This window comes from Mesorhizobium sp. ESP6-5, from assembly GCF_020164695.1.
Classification (GTDB): domain Bacteria; phylum Pseudomonadota; class Alphaproteobacteria; order Rhizobiales; family Rhizobiaceae; genus Mesorhizobium; species Mesorhizobium australicum.
Genome location: NZ_JAIUGR010000003.1, coordinates 291,051 through 304,973, shown reverse-complemented (window position 1 = coordinate 304,973; position 13,923 = coordinate 291,051). Strand labels below are relative to the sequence as shown.

The 13,923-nt window shown below is 65.8% G+C and carries 9 protein-coding genes; 3 read left to right on the top strand and 6 right to left on the bottom strand.

The window, feature by feature from the left end; all coding sequences use genetic code 11:
• Positions 1-91 precede the first annotated feature (91 nt).
• The 3 genes from LB524_RS06060 to LB524_RS06050 all read left to right on the top strand — a co-directional run bounded on the left by LB524_RS06060 (position 92) and on the right by LB524_RS06050 (position 3,285).
• A complete protein-coding gene (locus tag LB524_RS06060; protein WP_224524408.1) occupies positions 92-373 on the top strand; it encodes a GCG_CRPN prefix-to-repeats domain-containing protein in 282 nt (93 codons plus the stop codon).
• Between the two features lie 115 nt (positions 374-488).
• Positions 489-2,000, top strand: coding sequence for a DUF1800 family protein (locus tag LB524_RS06055; RefSeq protein WP_224524406.1), 1,512 nt, complete (start codon positions 489-491; stop codon positions 1,998-2,000).
• A 46-nt stretch (positions 2,001-2,046) separates the two neighbouring features.
• A complete protein-coding gene (locus LB524_RS06050) occupies positions 2,047-3,285 on the top strand; it encodes a DUF1501 domain-containing protein (RefSeq protein ID WP_224524404.1) in 1,239 nt (412 codons plus the stop codon).
• Positions 3,286-3,339: 54 nt separating this feature from the next.
• Here LB524_RS06050 and LB524_RS06045 read toward each other — a convergent pair whose 3' ends face one another.
• From LB524_RS06045 to LB524_RS06020, 6 genes are all read right to left on the bottom strand, one after another.
• On the bottom strand, positions 3,340-6,750 hold the full coding sequence (locus tag LB524_RS06045; RefSeq protein WP_224524401.1) for an acyl-[ACP]--phospholipid O-acyltransferase: 3,411 nt from the start codon (positions 6,748-6,750) through the stop codon (positions 3,340-3,342).
• 345 nt (positions 6,751-7,095) lie between these two features.
• Positions 7,096-8,664 (bottom strand): indolepyruvate oxidoreductase subunit beta family protein, encoded by a 1,569-nt coding sequence (locus LB524_RS06040; RefSeq protein WP_224524399.1) that lies wholly within the window; start codon positions 8,662-8,664, stop codon positions 7,096-7,098.
• Entirely contained in the window at positions 8,657-10,810 is a 2,154-nt protein-coding gene (locus LB524_RS06035) for an indolepyruvate ferredoxin oxidoreductase subunit alpha (RefSeq protein WP_224524398.1), read from the bottom strand. The genes LB524_RS06040 and LB524_RS06035 overlap by 8 nt, the downstream gene beginning before the upstream one ends.
• 44 nt (positions 10,811-10,854) lie before the next feature.
• Positions 10,855-11,337, bottom strand: coding sequence for a MarR family winged helix-turn-helix transcriptional regulator (locus LB524_RS06030; protein ID WP_224524396.1), 483 nt, complete (start codon positions 11,335-11,337; stop codon positions 10,855-10,857).
• A complete protein-coding gene (locus LB524_RS06025; RefSeq protein ID WP_224524395.1) occupies positions 11,337-12,908 on the bottom strand; it encodes a phytoene desaturase family protein in 1,572 nt (523 codons plus the stop codon). The genes LB524_RS06030 and LB524_RS06025 overlap by 1 nt, the downstream gene beginning before the upstream one ends.
• A 151-nt stretch (positions 12,909-13,059) precedes the next feature.
• A complete protein-coding gene (locus LB524_RS06020; RefSeq protein WP_140660600.1) occupies positions 13,060-13,851 on the bottom strand; it encodes a cyclase family protein in 792 nt (263 codons plus the stop codon).
• Positions 13,852-13,923 lie beyond the last annotated feature (72 nt).

Below are 13,923 nucleotides of genomic sequence, written 5' to 3'. Positions count from 1 at the left end.
CCGCAAGGCCGTTTAACCAGAGGAAGGGCAGCCTTCCGGACCAATCGGTACGCACAGGTTTTCATTCTCGGAGAACATTCGGAGTAACATCATGAACCGTCTGACACAGTATGCGGCGGCAGCCGTCCTCGCCTTCACCGGAACCGTCGCGACCGTCGCGACCTCCGCCGCCATCCCGCTGGTGGCGCAGCCGGCCGCCCCGGCGCTGATCGAGCACGTGGCCTGGGGTTGCGGGCCTGGATGGCATCCCAATCACTGGGGGCGCTGCGTTCCCAACCGTGTCGTGGTGTATCCGCGCTACCGCTATTGGCACGGCCCGGCCTACTACGGCTGGCATCCGCACCGCCACTGGCACCGCTGGCACCGCTGGTAAGCGCGGGGGGGCCGAGCGGCATCCGCCTGCCCGGCCGCCTGTCCTCGTTTGAGCTGGGGAAACAGCCGATCGGGCGTCGCGCGCCTCGCGTGAGATCCAACGATGGAGCGTTGACATGGCTGTCGTGACCAAAGTGCCCATGGCGCCAGATCCCGCCCTGCCAGATCCCGCCTTGATAGTCTTCAATCGCTTCGGCCTTGGAGCCCGGCCGGGTGATCGCGAAAGACTGGCCGGCGACCCTCGCGGTTATCTCAAGGCGGAGCTGCGGCGGCCCGACGTCGCCATGATATCGCTCGACGATCCCGCCTATGCCGACCTCAAGGGGAGCACGCCGGCCATCCAGGCCAGCATGGCGGCAAATCTCCAGCGCAAGCGGGACCGGCAGCGGATGGCGACGGAGCAGCCGCCAGCGGGCAGGCCAGCCGCGGCCTCGGTTATGCCGCCACCCGCCGCACCGGCCATGTCGCCGTCCGTCGCCCCGGCCGCGGCCAAGGCCAAACCGGCCGTGCCGCCTGTCGAAGTTGTGTTGTTCCGGGCGGAGGCACAGGCGCGCTTCGACAAGGCGATGCAGGCAGAGGCCGGCTTCGTCGAGCGCCTGGTCTATTTCTGGTCGAACCATTTCTGCGTCTCCGTCGCCAAGGACAACATCGTGCGCGCCAGCGCCGGGGCGTTCGAACGGGAGGCGATCCGGCCTTTCGTGCTCGGGCGCTTCGCCGACATGCTCATGGCGGTGGAGCGGCATCCGGCCATGCTGTTCTATCTCGACAACCAGCAGTCGATCGGCCCGGACTCCCGCGCCGGCAAGAACCGCCAACGTGGCCTCAACGAGAACCTTGCCCGCGAGATTCTGGAACTGCACACGCTGGGTGTCGACGCCGGCTACAGCCAAGCCGACGTCACCAGCTTCGCGCGCATCCTGACCGGCTGGATGATGGCCGGACGGGAAGGACGGCTGGGCGAACCCGGCAGTTCCGTCTTCAACGCCAATGCGCATGAACCTGGCGATGAGGTGCTGCTGGGCAAGACCTATCCGGCTGGCGGCATGGGCCAAGCCGAGGCCGCGCTCAATGACATCGCCCGTCATCCCGCCACCGCGCAACACATCGCGACGCGACTTGCCCGCCATTTCATAGCCGACGACCCGCCGGCGGCGGCGATCGCCCGCCTCGCCAAGGTGTTCGCCAAGAGCGACGGCAATCTCAGGGCATTGGCGGCGGCGCTCGTCGACATGCCGGAAGCGTGGTCGACGCCATTGGCCAAGATGCGCTCCCCCTTCGACTATGTCGCGGCCATCCGCCGATCAGCCGGTCCCGGCCCGACGAACGACCCTGGCCAGTCGCTCAACTGGCTCAACGCCCTGGGCGAGCCGCTCTGGCGGCCGCCGGGACCGAACGGCTTTTCCGACCAGGCGGACAGCTGGGCATCGGCGGAAGGCATGAAGATCCGCCTCGACATCGCATGGCAGGTCGCCCGGCAAGTGGAGGACATCGGCAATCCCAACGACATGCTCGACGCGGTCATCGGTCCCTCCGCCTCGCCCGAAACACGCCAGGCGATCGCCCGCGCGGAGTCCAAGCAGCAAGGCCTGGCGCTGCTGCTGATGGCGCCCGAGTTCCAGCGACGATAGATCGAACGATAGGTCCGGCGCCGACAACTCCCATGGAGATGAAGTCATGAGCCTGCTGTGCGAAACCCCTCACCCGTCCCGTCGCGCCGTGCTGATGACCGGCGGCGCGCTGTTTGCCTGGGCCTATCTGCCGCGCTTCGCCCGTGCCGCCGACAACCGCGACCCGCGCCTGATCGTCATCGTGCTGCGCGGTGCGCTGGACGGCCTGTCGACCGTCGGTCCGGTCGGCGATCCCGACTATGCCGGCCTGCATGGCGACATCGCCCTGTCGCTCACCGGCCCCCACGCGGCGCTGCCGCTCGATGCTTTCTTCGCGGTCAATCCGGCGATGCCGGTGTTTGCGCGGCTGTTCAAGAACAAGCAGGCGGCTGTCGTGCACGCCGCCGCGACCGGCTATCGCGAGCGCTCGCATTTCGATGGCCAGGATGTGCTGGAAAGCGGCTTTGCCGGTCCCGGCCATGTCGCCACCGGCTGGCTCAATCGGGCGCTGGAGAACCTGCCGGCGGGCGACCGCGTGGCGACGCTCGGCGGCCTGGCCGTCGGACCGTCGACGCCGCTGGTGATCCGTGGCGCGGCTCCCGTGCTCGGCTGGGCGCCGCAATCGCTGCCGGCGCCGGCCGGCGACCTCGCGGCGCGCGTTCTCGATCTCTACCAGCATCGCGATCCGGTTCTGGCCGTCGCGCTGCAAAAAGGTCTCGACGCCGATCGCATGGCGCTTGACGACCAGATGGGCGCCAAGACGATGAAGCCGAAAGGCGGCCTCGACAGCGCCGCCGGCATGCGGCAGGCCGCGCAAGGCGCCGCCAGGCTGATCGCGGCCGATGACGGGCCGCGTGTCGCGGCACTCGCCTTCGACGGCTGGGACACGCATGTCAACGAAGGCGGCGCGACCGGCCGTCTCGCCAGCCTGCTCGGCGGCCTCGACGGCGCCTTCGAGGAATTCGAAAAAGGCCTCGGCGAGCGCTGGAAGGATACGGCGATCGTCGCCATCACCGAATTCGGCCGCACCGCGCGGATCAACGGCACCGTCGGCACCGACCACGGCACCGGAACCGTGGTGCTGCTCGCCGGCGGCGCCATCAAGGGCGGCCGCGTCATCGCCGACTGGCCGGGGCTGAAGCCCGCGCAACTTTACCAGCAGCGCGACCTAGCGCCGACCAGCGACGTCAGGGCGGTGCTGAAATGCCTGCTCGCCGACCAGTTCGGACTTTCGGCCTCGGTGCTCGGCGAGAAAGTGTTTCCGGACTCAGGTGCGGTGAAGCCGATGACGAACCTGATCGCCTGAAGGTCTGGCGGCGCCGCGTCTCCTACCGTGGCGCCGTCTCGCTGTCGCCGGCGATCAGGCGGCCTCGACCTTGGCTGCCTGCAAGGCTTCGCCGCGTACCAGCCTGGTCACGCCGACGAAGTCGATCTTGCCCGAGCCAAGCACCGGCACATGCGCCACGACGCGCACTTCAGCCGGCACCATCAGGTCCATGGCGCCGTTTGCCTTGGCGAACGCCAGAAACTCGGCGCGTGTCGCTTTCTCGGCCTCGGTGACGAGCACCAGTTTTTCGCCCTTGCGCGGGTCTGGTACGGTCGCGACCGCCGAGAGCGAACCTTTCCACAGCTCGCCCGCCAGCGCTTCCACCGCAGCCAGCGAAATCATCTCGCCGCCGATCTTGGCGAAGCGTTTGGCGCGGCCGCGAATGCTGACGAAACCGGCATCGTCGATGCTGACGATGTCGCCAGTGTCGTGCCAGCCATCTTGCAGCGGTTCGAGCACACCCGGCTTTTCGGCCCTGAGATAGCCCGCCATGACGTTGGGACCGCGCACGAACAGCCGTCCACCGCCCTCGACGCCGATCACCGGTTCCAGACGATATTCCATGCCGGGCATGATTTTTCCGACCGTGCCCGATTTGTTGTACATCGGCGTGTTGATGGAGATCACCGGTGCCGTCTCGGTAACGCCGTAGCCTTCGAGAATGCGGAGGCCGAACTTCTCCATGTAGGTTTCGCGGGTCGAGGCCTTGACCGGCTCCGCACCGGAAAAGCAATAGCGCACCGAGCGGAAATCATAAGGATGCGCCGTACGCGCATAGCCGCTGAGGAAGGTGTCGGTGCCGAAGATGATCGTCGCGTTCGAGGCATAGACCAGTTCCGGCACGATGCGGTAGTGCAGCGGTGACGGATAGAAATAGACCGGAACGCCGGACACCAGCGGCAGCACCGTGCCCGCCGTCAGGCCGAAGGAATGGAAGATCGGCAGAACGTTGAACACCTTGTCGCCCGAATGGAAATCGATGCGCGAGGCGGCTTGCGCGGCGTTGGCCAGGATGTTGCGGTGGGTGAGCACGACGCCCTTCGGCGTCCCTTCGGAGCCCGAGGTGAACAGGATCACGGCCGGGTCGGTGGCCTTGCGGGCAACCCTGGGCGTACTCTTGCGCAGCAGGCCGAGCAGCTTGTCCTTGAGGCCGATGGTCGCGCGCAGATCATCGAGCCAGACGGTATCGACCGAGTGGCCGATCTCCTCGACGATCGCGCCAAGCTTGGCCTGCTCGACAAAGGCCCGCGAGGTCAGAATGGTGGTTACCTGCGCCGCCTTGCAAGCGGACAGGATGTTGGCGGCACCGGCGGTGAAGTTGATCATCGCGGGGACCTTGCCGGCGGAGATGACGCCGAGCAGCGCTGCACAGGCGCCATTGGCGTTGGGCAGCATGATGCCGAGCGTGTCCTGTCCGGCATAGAGTGTCTCGAACTTCTCGCCGAGCACGGCGACAGCCGTGAGCAGCTTGCCGTAGCTCAGCGAACCGGCGACCGGATCCTGCACGGCAAGTTGCTTCATGCCGCGCTCGGTCGCCGTCTCGATGATCCTTTCGAGCACGGTCTTGTCGATATGCTGGGTGCGGAAGACGAGGGCGGACATCACCTGGTAGAGCGCGGCGCCGGCGGCGGCGCGCCGCTTGCGTCCCTTCAGCTCGTCGTCGACCTTGAGCCTGACCGGCGGCAGTATGGTCACCTTGACCTTCGCGAACAGGCGGCGGCGCACGTGCTGCGCCGTCAGCCGCGAGAAGGGGCTTTTCTCCAGCCCTTCGATGCGGATCGGCACCACCATCGAGCCGGTCTTGTCGGCCACCATGGCGGCACCGTCATAGACCTTCATCAGCCCGCCCGTGACGGTAATGCGGCCCTCGGGGAAGATAACCAGTGGGTCGCCGTTCTGCACGATCTTGATCAGCGTGCGTGTCGACATCGGCTTGGATGGATTGAGCGGCAGCGCGCGGGTCAGTTTCAGGAACGGCTTCATCCACCAGGCCTGCGCAATGGTGTAGTCGATGGCGAAGACCGGCTCCTCATTGGTCAGCGTCAGAGCCAGCGGTCCATCGAGGAAGCTGACATGGTTCAGTGCCAGGATGGGCGCCGGGCCCGCGGCCTTGAGATTGTCCAGGCCTTCGACTTCCAGCCGATGGAAGGCGCGGAAAAGAATGGAGACAAAATCGCGGAAGGCATTGGTCGGCAGGTATTTCAGCATCAGCCAGGCGGCGATGGCATTGGCCAGGGCGAGGCCGAACAGGATGCCTCCCGTCGAGACGCCGGCTGCCTGGATGATGGCGACGAGCAAGCCACCGACGGTCATGAAGCCGGCGTTGACGATACTGACCGCGGCGACGACCCGGGCGCGGCGCGCCTCGGGCGACCAGGCCTGCACGGCGGCAAAGGTCGGCACCACGAGGAAGGCGCTGGAAATGGCCATGCCGGCGAGGTCGATCGCAACACGGATCGTGTTTGGCCCGGCGAAGAAGAGGCCAAGGGTTTCGGATCTGGGCGAAGGCTGCATGCTCCAGATGGTCCATGCGAGGTCGAGGCCGAACAGCGCCAGCAGCGCCGTGCCGACCGGTGCGGGCAAGAGCACGATGCGTCCCTGCGACATCCACGCGGCGATTGCCGAGCCAATGGCGATCGAGATAGCGAACACCGCGAGATAGGCGGTGACCGCGATCTCGCCACCGCCGAGCTGATTCTTGACCAGCGTCGGCAGGATCGAAAGCACAATGGCGCCGATCAGCCAGAACCAGGACGTCATCAGGCCGGCGCGCCAGATCCGTGAGTCCGTGCGCAGTTCGCTGACCTGGCGCCAGGTCGAGCGAAAGACATTCCTGTCGATGACGAGGTCGGGCGCCGCGGAACCGGTTGAAGGGATGTGGCGGCTGACGGCCCAGCAGCCGACGGCGAGGATCATCATGATCGGCCCGAAGACCGAGACGCCGATGCCATCGGCCGAGACGACGCCCCCGGCGATGGTGCCGCCGAGGATGGCGGCGAAAGTCGCCGACTCGATCCAGGCGTTGGCGCCCGGCAATTCCTTGCGTTCGAGGTGATCGGGCAGGATGCCGTATTTGATCGGCCCGAACAGCGCCGAGATGATGCCGAACATCAACAGCGCGGTCATCAGCACGGGGATGGAGGACAGCGCGATGCCGACGACCGCGACGGCAGCGGCGCCGATCTCGGCAAATTTCAGCCGGCGGGCGATGAGCGCCTTGTCGAAGCGATCGGCGATCTCGCCGCCCAGCGCCGACAGGAGCAGGAATGGAGCCATGAACACCGCGCCGGCCAAAGTGACCAGCGAGGCCGCCTGATCGGCGGCCAGTGTGAAGAGGATCAGGAACACCAGCGTGTTCTTGAGGAAATTGTCGTTGAAGGCGGACAGGAACTGCGTCCAGAAAAGTGGCGCGAAGCGCCGCGAAAGCATGAGATGCGTGTTCATGGCGATTTCCATTTGGCGGAACCCTTCGACAGTGTGCCGATAGGCCCTGCGGGTTGCAGGCGCTGTTCAGTTTGAGTGATAGTCCTGAGCTGTTAAACTTCCTTGCTGCGCTGTTGCCCATCCGCGGCTTTCGGCCGCTGCGAAATGAACGTCGTTCACAATCGCACTCTATCACGCTTTGAACATCGTTCAAGAGGAAAAATGAACAGCGTTCACCAAACCGGTTGATGGTCCGAATGTCGAAACCAGCCCTCGCAGGACCGAGGGCGCCACGGGGTGACCCTCCGAGGCTTCGAGCATACCAACGGGGCCGGTGCCCCGGTGAAGTCTGTCGGGACGTGCGGCTCAGTTGCCCGTTGCCGGACCCAAGGTCGCCACGGTCTTCAGCGCGCCGTCGAGCATGTCGCCCTTCTCGTCCTTCAGCGCCGCCTCGCGCAGGCGGCGGATCCAGTCGGCGGCGTCGTCCCTGCCCTCGAGCAGATCAAGCGCCGACAGCACGCGGTCGAATTTCGACTGGGCGCGCACATGCGTGTCGCTGTAGCCCTTGATCAGCCGGCGGCAATTGAGGATTTCGACGGCAAGCGCGTAATCCGCCGGCACGTAACCAAGCGCGAGCGTGTACCATTGGTCAAGATGCGCGGTCTCGACCTTGTGGCGCAGCAGGCGGCGGCGCCAGCGGCGCAGGCCGCCGATGAACCACAAAGCGGCGAAGCCGGCAAAGCTGTCGGTGCGGATGCGGCGGCCCCGGTTGATGCGGCGGTCGAGGAAGGCTGCCAATTTCGGCCGGTCCTCGATGTAGCTGCCCAGCCTCGCCGGCAGCGTGCCGCAGAACTCCTCGATGCGCGGATGGAAGTACTCGGTCACTTGCAGGACCGAACCATCCTTGACGCCAACCTCCTTGCGCACCCGCCTGGCGCGGGTCGAGCGCGTCTTCAGATCGGCGACGCGGATCATGTCATCATAGCACATGGCGTTGGCCAGATGCTTGGCGGCCGCGATTGACAGCGCATGGGTTGGATCCAAGCTGTCAATCGCGACGGCCTTGTCCAGCCGGTCGAGATATTCGCGCCCATAGGCGATGTCCTGGTAGTCGACGACCTTTCTCAGGCCCCTGAGCGCCATGTCGCGCACGGCAACCGGCAGCAGGTCGATGCGAGCGGCAAGCGCCTGCCATCCCTGCAACAAGTTTCGCGGGCCACTCACATGTCCCGAACCCAAGGCAGATCCGACAATCGCCGGTTTCGCCGTCGGCGCCGCCGTGCCGCGCGCACGATCATACGCGGCCGCGAAAGCGGCGAGGCTGGCCTTGACGCCACGGCCGCCGGTGCCAATCGCCTGCTCGTAGCTTTCACGGGTAAACGGCAGCGCGTCGGAGCCGGCCAGCGCGCCAAGCAGGCTGGCCGAGATCATCGAGCCGTTGTCGGCGGCGATCTTTTCCATGTCGAAAGCGATGAAGCGCTTCGACGCGGCCTCCGCCGTGGCGTGGACTTTGGACGACGAAGCGCGGCCATCACCCGGTTCGATCTTTTCCGACACGGCGGCGATGCGGTGCGAGGAAGCGATCAGCGTCGTGCGGTTGGGGGTGACGAAGCCCCTGATGATGGCTCGGCCGGCTTCCATCAATTCGGCGGCGATCAGGATATCGACATCGCCCTGCGAGGGCGACAGCGCGAAGACCGGCAGGCGGCCGGTGTCGCGGGCCATTTCGATATAGTAGATGGTGGCGCCGGTGCGCTGCGCGACGCCGGCGACCGAGGTCGATTGCGCGACAAAGCCATTGCGCTCGGCGACGTCGGTGATCCAGTCGGCGAGCACGCCGCCGCCCTGGCCGCCGACGGCCAGAACGGCGAGCTTGATCACCGGCTCATCGGCAGCACCGGACCGGGGGCGCGAGGAAGGAACGGGATCAAGCATCGGCGAATATCAGGCGCCGGCCTTCGCGCCGCCTCTGCAGGAAACCGATCGTCGCGCGGCGCGCCGTCTCCAGGAAACGGTCCCAGCGGCTTGGATTGTGCACGACGTCGGCGCGGTAGAAGGACGGGCACAGCACCGCCGCATCGGCGACCTCGCCGCAATTGCCGCAGCCGACGCAGTTCTGGTCGATCGACGCGACCGGATCGTCGCGCAGCGGATCGTCGAGCGACTTGACCGACAGCGATGGGCAGCCGGAGAGCCGCATGCAAGCATGGTCGCCGGTGCAGATGTCCTCGTCGACGCCAAATTTCGGCTTGACGACACGCTCGCCGCCTTTGATCGCCTTGTCGACCAGCGGCTTTTCACGGCGCTGGCGATTGAGCATGCATTCCGACGAAGCGACGATGACTTTTGGCCCCTTCTCGTCCGTCGTCAGCGCCTCGCGCAGCGTGTCCTGCATCTTGCCGACATCGTAGGTGCGGTCGACATGGCGCAGCCATTTTACGCCCATGCCTTTCACCGCCTCGGTGATCGGATGCTTGGTCGACTTGGTCTTGTTGCCCGCGCGCGACGACAGGATGTCTTGCCCGCCAGTGGCGGCCGAGTAAAAATTATCGACGATGACGATGACGCCATCATTCTTGTTGAACACCGCATTGCCGATCGATGAGGTCAGGCCGTTGTGCCAGAAGCCGCCGTCGCCGACGAAGGAGATCGAGCGGCGCTTGGCATCGGGCGCGTTGAACGCCGAGGCCGAGGCTGGTCCGAGCCCGTAGCCCATGGTGGTGGCGCCGAGTTCGAAGGGCGGCATGATCGAGAACAGATGGCAGCCGATGTCGGAAGCGATGTGGTGCTTGCCGAGCGCCTGCTCGACCAGCTTGGTCGCGGCGAAGATCGGCCGCTCCGGGCAGCCGATGCAGAAACCGGGCGGTCGTCCTGGAACGACATTGATCAGGTCCGCCGTGTCGACGCCGTCGCCGACCTTGTTGGGTGCGCGCACTTCGCCCGGCAGCAGATGCGGGGCCTCGGCGCGCAGGAAGGCGCCGATACCGTCGAGCATGATCTGGCCGGTATATTCCCCAGCCATCGGCAGGTGCTCCTTGCCGACCAGCCTGGTGCCGCGCCCGGCCTTGTGCAGCATCGCGGCAAAGGCCTGTTCGATGTAGTTGGGCTGGCCCTCCTCGACGACGAGCACCGCCTGCTTGCCCTCGCAGAAGACGAGGAATTCGTCGTCGATCAAGGGATAGACGGCGTTGAGCACATAGAGCGGCACATCCGTCTCGCCATAGGTGTCGGCAAGGCCGAGCCGCTGCAGCGCACGGATGACTGAATTGTACATGCCGCCCTGCATGACGATGCCGACGGAGCCATGGTCCGAGCCGAAGAACTCGTTGATCTTGTTCCTGGCGATGAAATCCACCGCCGCCGGCCAGCGCTTTTGCACTTTCTCCTTTTCGTGCAGGAAGGAGGCGGGCGGCAGAACGATACGGCCGGTGTCGCGGCGCGGTGCTTCGAGCGCATCGGCGACCGTCATCGGCGGACGCTTGTTGTCCTTGGCGATGAAATGGCCATGCACGTGGCAGCAGCGGATCCGCACCTGCAGCATGACCGGCGTGTTGGAGATTTCCGACAGTTCGAAGCCATCCTCCACCGCCTTGACGATGGACGGCAGGTTGGGACGGGGATCGAGCAGCCAGACCTGGCTCTTCATGGCGAAGGCATGGCTGCGCTCCTGCATGATCGAGGAGCCCTCGCCATAATCCTCGCCGACGATGATCAGCGCTCCGCCGGTGACGCCGCCGGAAGCGAGGTTGGCCAGCGCGTCTGAAGCCACATTGGTGCCGACGGTCGACTTGAACGTCGCCGCGCCCCGGATCGGGTAATGCACCGAAGCGGCGAGCATGGCGGTGGCGGTGGCTTCCGAGGCGCTCGCCTCGAAATGCACGCCGAGTTCGCCCAGAATGTCCTGCGCGTCGGCCAGCACGTCCATCAGATGGCTGATCGGCGCGCCCTGATAGCCGCCGACATAGCCGACCCCGCACTGCAGCAGCGCCTTGGTGATGGCGAGGATGCCCTCGCCGGCGAATTCCTCGCCGGCGCCGAGCCTGAGTTTTTCGACTTCCTTGGCAAAAGACCGTTCGGCCATGTCTGCCTCCTTCCGTTGCCGCCGACAGCTGGCGGCGCCTATATCTAGATGTCGTGCTTGCGAATGTTTTTGAGCATCTTCAAAAGCGTTGCGATGAGTGCTGCATATTCGGCGTCGTCGATATCGTCGAACATCGCCTCGAAGGCGTCATGCATGGCCGGCCAGGCGCGGGTGAACTCGGCGCGGCCGTCGTCGGTCAGGAACACGTGGCGGATGCGGCTGTCGGTGACGCCTTGCTCGCGCCGCACGAAGCCTTGCCCCTCTAGCGTGTCCAGCGTGCGGCTCAGGGTCGATTGCTCGATGACAGTATAGACCGAGAGGTCGTTGACGGTGACGCCGTCGGTGACCGACAGCACCGCCAGCGTGCGCACCTGCGAAATGGTCAGGCCCTGCTTGCGGAGATCGTCGCGCAAGGTAGCGTTGTAGCGGCCCATGATGCGGTTCATCAGATAGGGAGCGAATTGCTGCAGGCCGATCTGGCCGAGGGTGGAAATGCGCTGGCGTTTTTCGGCGACCTTCTGTTCCATCAGAGCTTCCCTGCCAGCAGGAAGCCGGAGCCACCGCCGAGGCCCGCACCGGGATGGGTCGAGGCGCCGATATGGTAGAGGCCCTTGACGCCGGTCTGATGGTTGCGGCTGGTCTTGAACGGCCGCCACAGGAACGACTGGTCGACAACAGAGGAGCCGCCGTAAGGGTCGCCGCCGACGAGGTTGATGTTCATCGCCTCGAGATCGGCCGGCGAATAGGCGCGGCGCGCGATCACGCTGTCCTTGAAGCCGTCGATATGGCCGGCGAGTATCGCTTCAGCGCGATCGGCATAGGCCTTGCGCAGCGCCTCGGTCCATAGTCCGTCGGCAGGCGCATCGAGCTTGCCGGCGGCGTCGCCCTTGATGTAGCGGGGCGCCTCGGGGAGTTGCAGCCACAGGATCGCCTGGCCTTCCGGACAGCGTGATGGGTCGAGCGCGTGCGGCTGGCCGACGCAGATGGTCGGCACCTCCGGCAGCATGCCGCGCGCCGCCTCGTTGCAGGCTTTCGAAACGCCATCCAGTCCGGGCGTCAGATGCAGCAGCGCCACCTTGTCGAGGCCCTCGCCGCGCCAGGACGGCGGCTTGGTCAGCGCGTAATGGATCTGAAAATTGCCCTTGCCATAGCGGTATTTCCGCGTCGCTTCGACGTCGTCCTTCGAAGCGTCCTTGCCGAGCAGACGGCCGTAAAGCTGCGTCGGCGTGACCGAGCAGATGACGCTCTTGTTCGCCGTGATCGTTTCGCCCGACGCCAGCCGCACACCGGCTGCGCGGCCACCCGCCTGGACGACCGAAGCGACGTCGGCGCCGGTGCGGATGTCGCCGCCGCGTTCCCTGATCAGCGCTTCGAAGGCGGCAAGCAGGTTCTTCGCCCCGCCCTTGACGATCGGCGCACCGGCAGCCTCCAGCGCGAAGGCGATCACCTTGGCGATCTGGCCGGAAAACGCATCTTCCGGGCCAAGCCCGGCATGCAGCACCCAGGGCGCCCAGAGCGCCCTGACGGTCTCGGACCGATAGCTGCTCTCCAGCCAGCCGCGCGCCGGCACCAGCGCTTCGCCAAGAAAGGCGGCTAGGCCACGCGGACCACGCCGCCAGGTATCGCCGGCCAGCAGCTTCGCCGTCGGGTATGACCAAAGCGCGCCGCCGAGCAGACCGAACAGCAAGCCGGCATTGCGCTCAATGCCGCCGACATCTTCCGCATGCCGGTCACCGTCGCCGGCCGCGATCGCGTTCAGCGCAGCGACATTGGCGGCGCGGCCGGTGCTGAGCACGGCATGGCTGCCGTCGGGCATGAGCACGCCGGTCGGCGTGCCGGTGTGGCAGAACTCCAGCCCGTGCCGGGCGAGGTCGCCGCCCAATGCTGCAAAGGCCGGCGAGGTGATGAACAGCACGAAGGTGGTCGCCATCACGTCATGGACGAAGCCCGGCGCGGTGATCTCCTCGGTGCGCATGCAACCGCCGATACGGTCGTTGCGCTCCAGCACGAGCACCTTGGCGCCCTTGCCGCCGAGCATCGCCGCGCAGACCAGCGCGTTGATGCCGCTGCCGACGATGATGTGATCGGGGGCGGTCATCGAGGGGTGCTCCCCCGCTTTGGTGGATGATGTTCAATTGCGCGCGGTAGCGTTCCTTGGCGTAGAGCGGCAACCTCACGAGGTCGCCGCGCCCACTTCGTCATCGCGGTACCATTTGCAGCCATGATCTTCTCCCGAAGACCGCCTCGCTCTATTTCCCCGGCACCAGCGCCAGCGCGCGGATCGGGCTGCCGGTGCCGTGCTCGATCTTGAGCGGCGCCGCGATCAGGATGGCGCCTTTCGGCGGCAGCTGGTCGAGATTGCAGAGGCTGGCGAGGCCATAGCGGTTGGCCTTGTGCATCAGCGTGTGCGCCGGGAATGGCGGCTCCATGCCGCCGGCCTTGCCGGCATCGGTGCCGATCGTCTCCGAGCCCCAGCCCTTGATGTCCTTGCCGATCAGGAACTGGATGGCTTCCGCCGTCGGGCCGGGTGTGTGCGGGCCGGTCTCGTTGGCGTTGAGGAACTCGGCTTCCGAGCCGTTGCGCTTGTACCAGTCGGTGCGCATCACCACCCACTCGCCGGCATTGATCGCTCCATGCTTGGCCTCCCAGGCCTTGATGTGGTCGACGGTGAGCAGGAAATCGTGATCGGCGGCGGCCTCTTTCGAACAGTCGATGACATTCACCGGCCCGATGAAATTCTGCGCCGGAATGGTATCGGTGGCGCCGTCCGGATAATCCTTGCCGCTGATCCAATGCTGTGGCGCGTCGAAATGCGTGCCAGAATGCTCGCCGAGCTTCAGCCAGTTCCACGCCCACCATGGACCGTTCTTGTCATAGCGAGAGATCGAGTGGATCTCGACCTTCGGCGTGTCGACGGCAAGCTCCGGCGGCAGCTTGATCAGCGGTGTGTCGGGCCCGAGCGGCGCCGTCAGGTCGACCACCTTGATGGCGCCGGAAAGGAGCTGGCCGGCAACTTCGCCGAGGAGTTTCTGGGTATCCATGGTCTCTGTTCCCTCTTGTCTGACATGATCAAGGCTCGTCTCGGCCCTTAATATCCTACTAGACGAAAACAT

Coding starts and splice junctions, on each gene's coding strand:
- LB524_RS06060 (WP_224524408.1), top strand. CDS start 92: ATGAACCGTCTGACACAGTATGCGGCGGCAGCCGTCCTCGCCTTCACC.
- LB524_RS06035 (WP_224524398.1), bottom strand. CDS start 10,810: ATGGCCGAACGGTCTTTTGCCAAGGAAGTCGAAAAACTCAGGCTCGGC.
- LB524_RS06050 (WP_224524404.1), top strand. CDS start 2,047: ATGAGCCTGCTGTGCGAAACCCCTCACCCGTCCCGTCGCGCCGTGCTG.
- LB524_RS06030 (WP_224524396.1), bottom strand. CDS start 11,337: ATGGAACAGAAGGTCGCCGAAAAACGCCAGCGCATTTCCACCCTCGGC.
- LB524_RS06055 (WP_224524406.1), top strand. CDS start 489: ATGGCTGTCGTGACCAAAGTGCCCATGGCGCCAGATCCCGCCCTGCCA.
- LB524_RS06020 (WP_140660600.1), bottom strand. CDS start 13,851: ATGGATACCCAGAAACTCCTCGGCGAAGTTGCCGGCCAGCTCCTTTCC.
- LB524_RS06025 (WP_224524395.1), bottom strand. CDS start 12,908: ATGACCGCCCCCGATCACATCATCGTCGGCAGCGGCATCAACGCGCTG.
- LB524_RS06045 (WP_224524401.1), bottom strand. CDS start 6,750: ATGAACACGCATCTCATGCTTTCGCGGCGCTTCGCGCCACTTTTCTGG.
- LB524_RS06040 (WP_224524399.1), bottom strand. CDS start 8,664: ATGCTTGATCCCGTTCCTTCCTCGCGCCCCCGGTCCGGTGCTGCCGAT.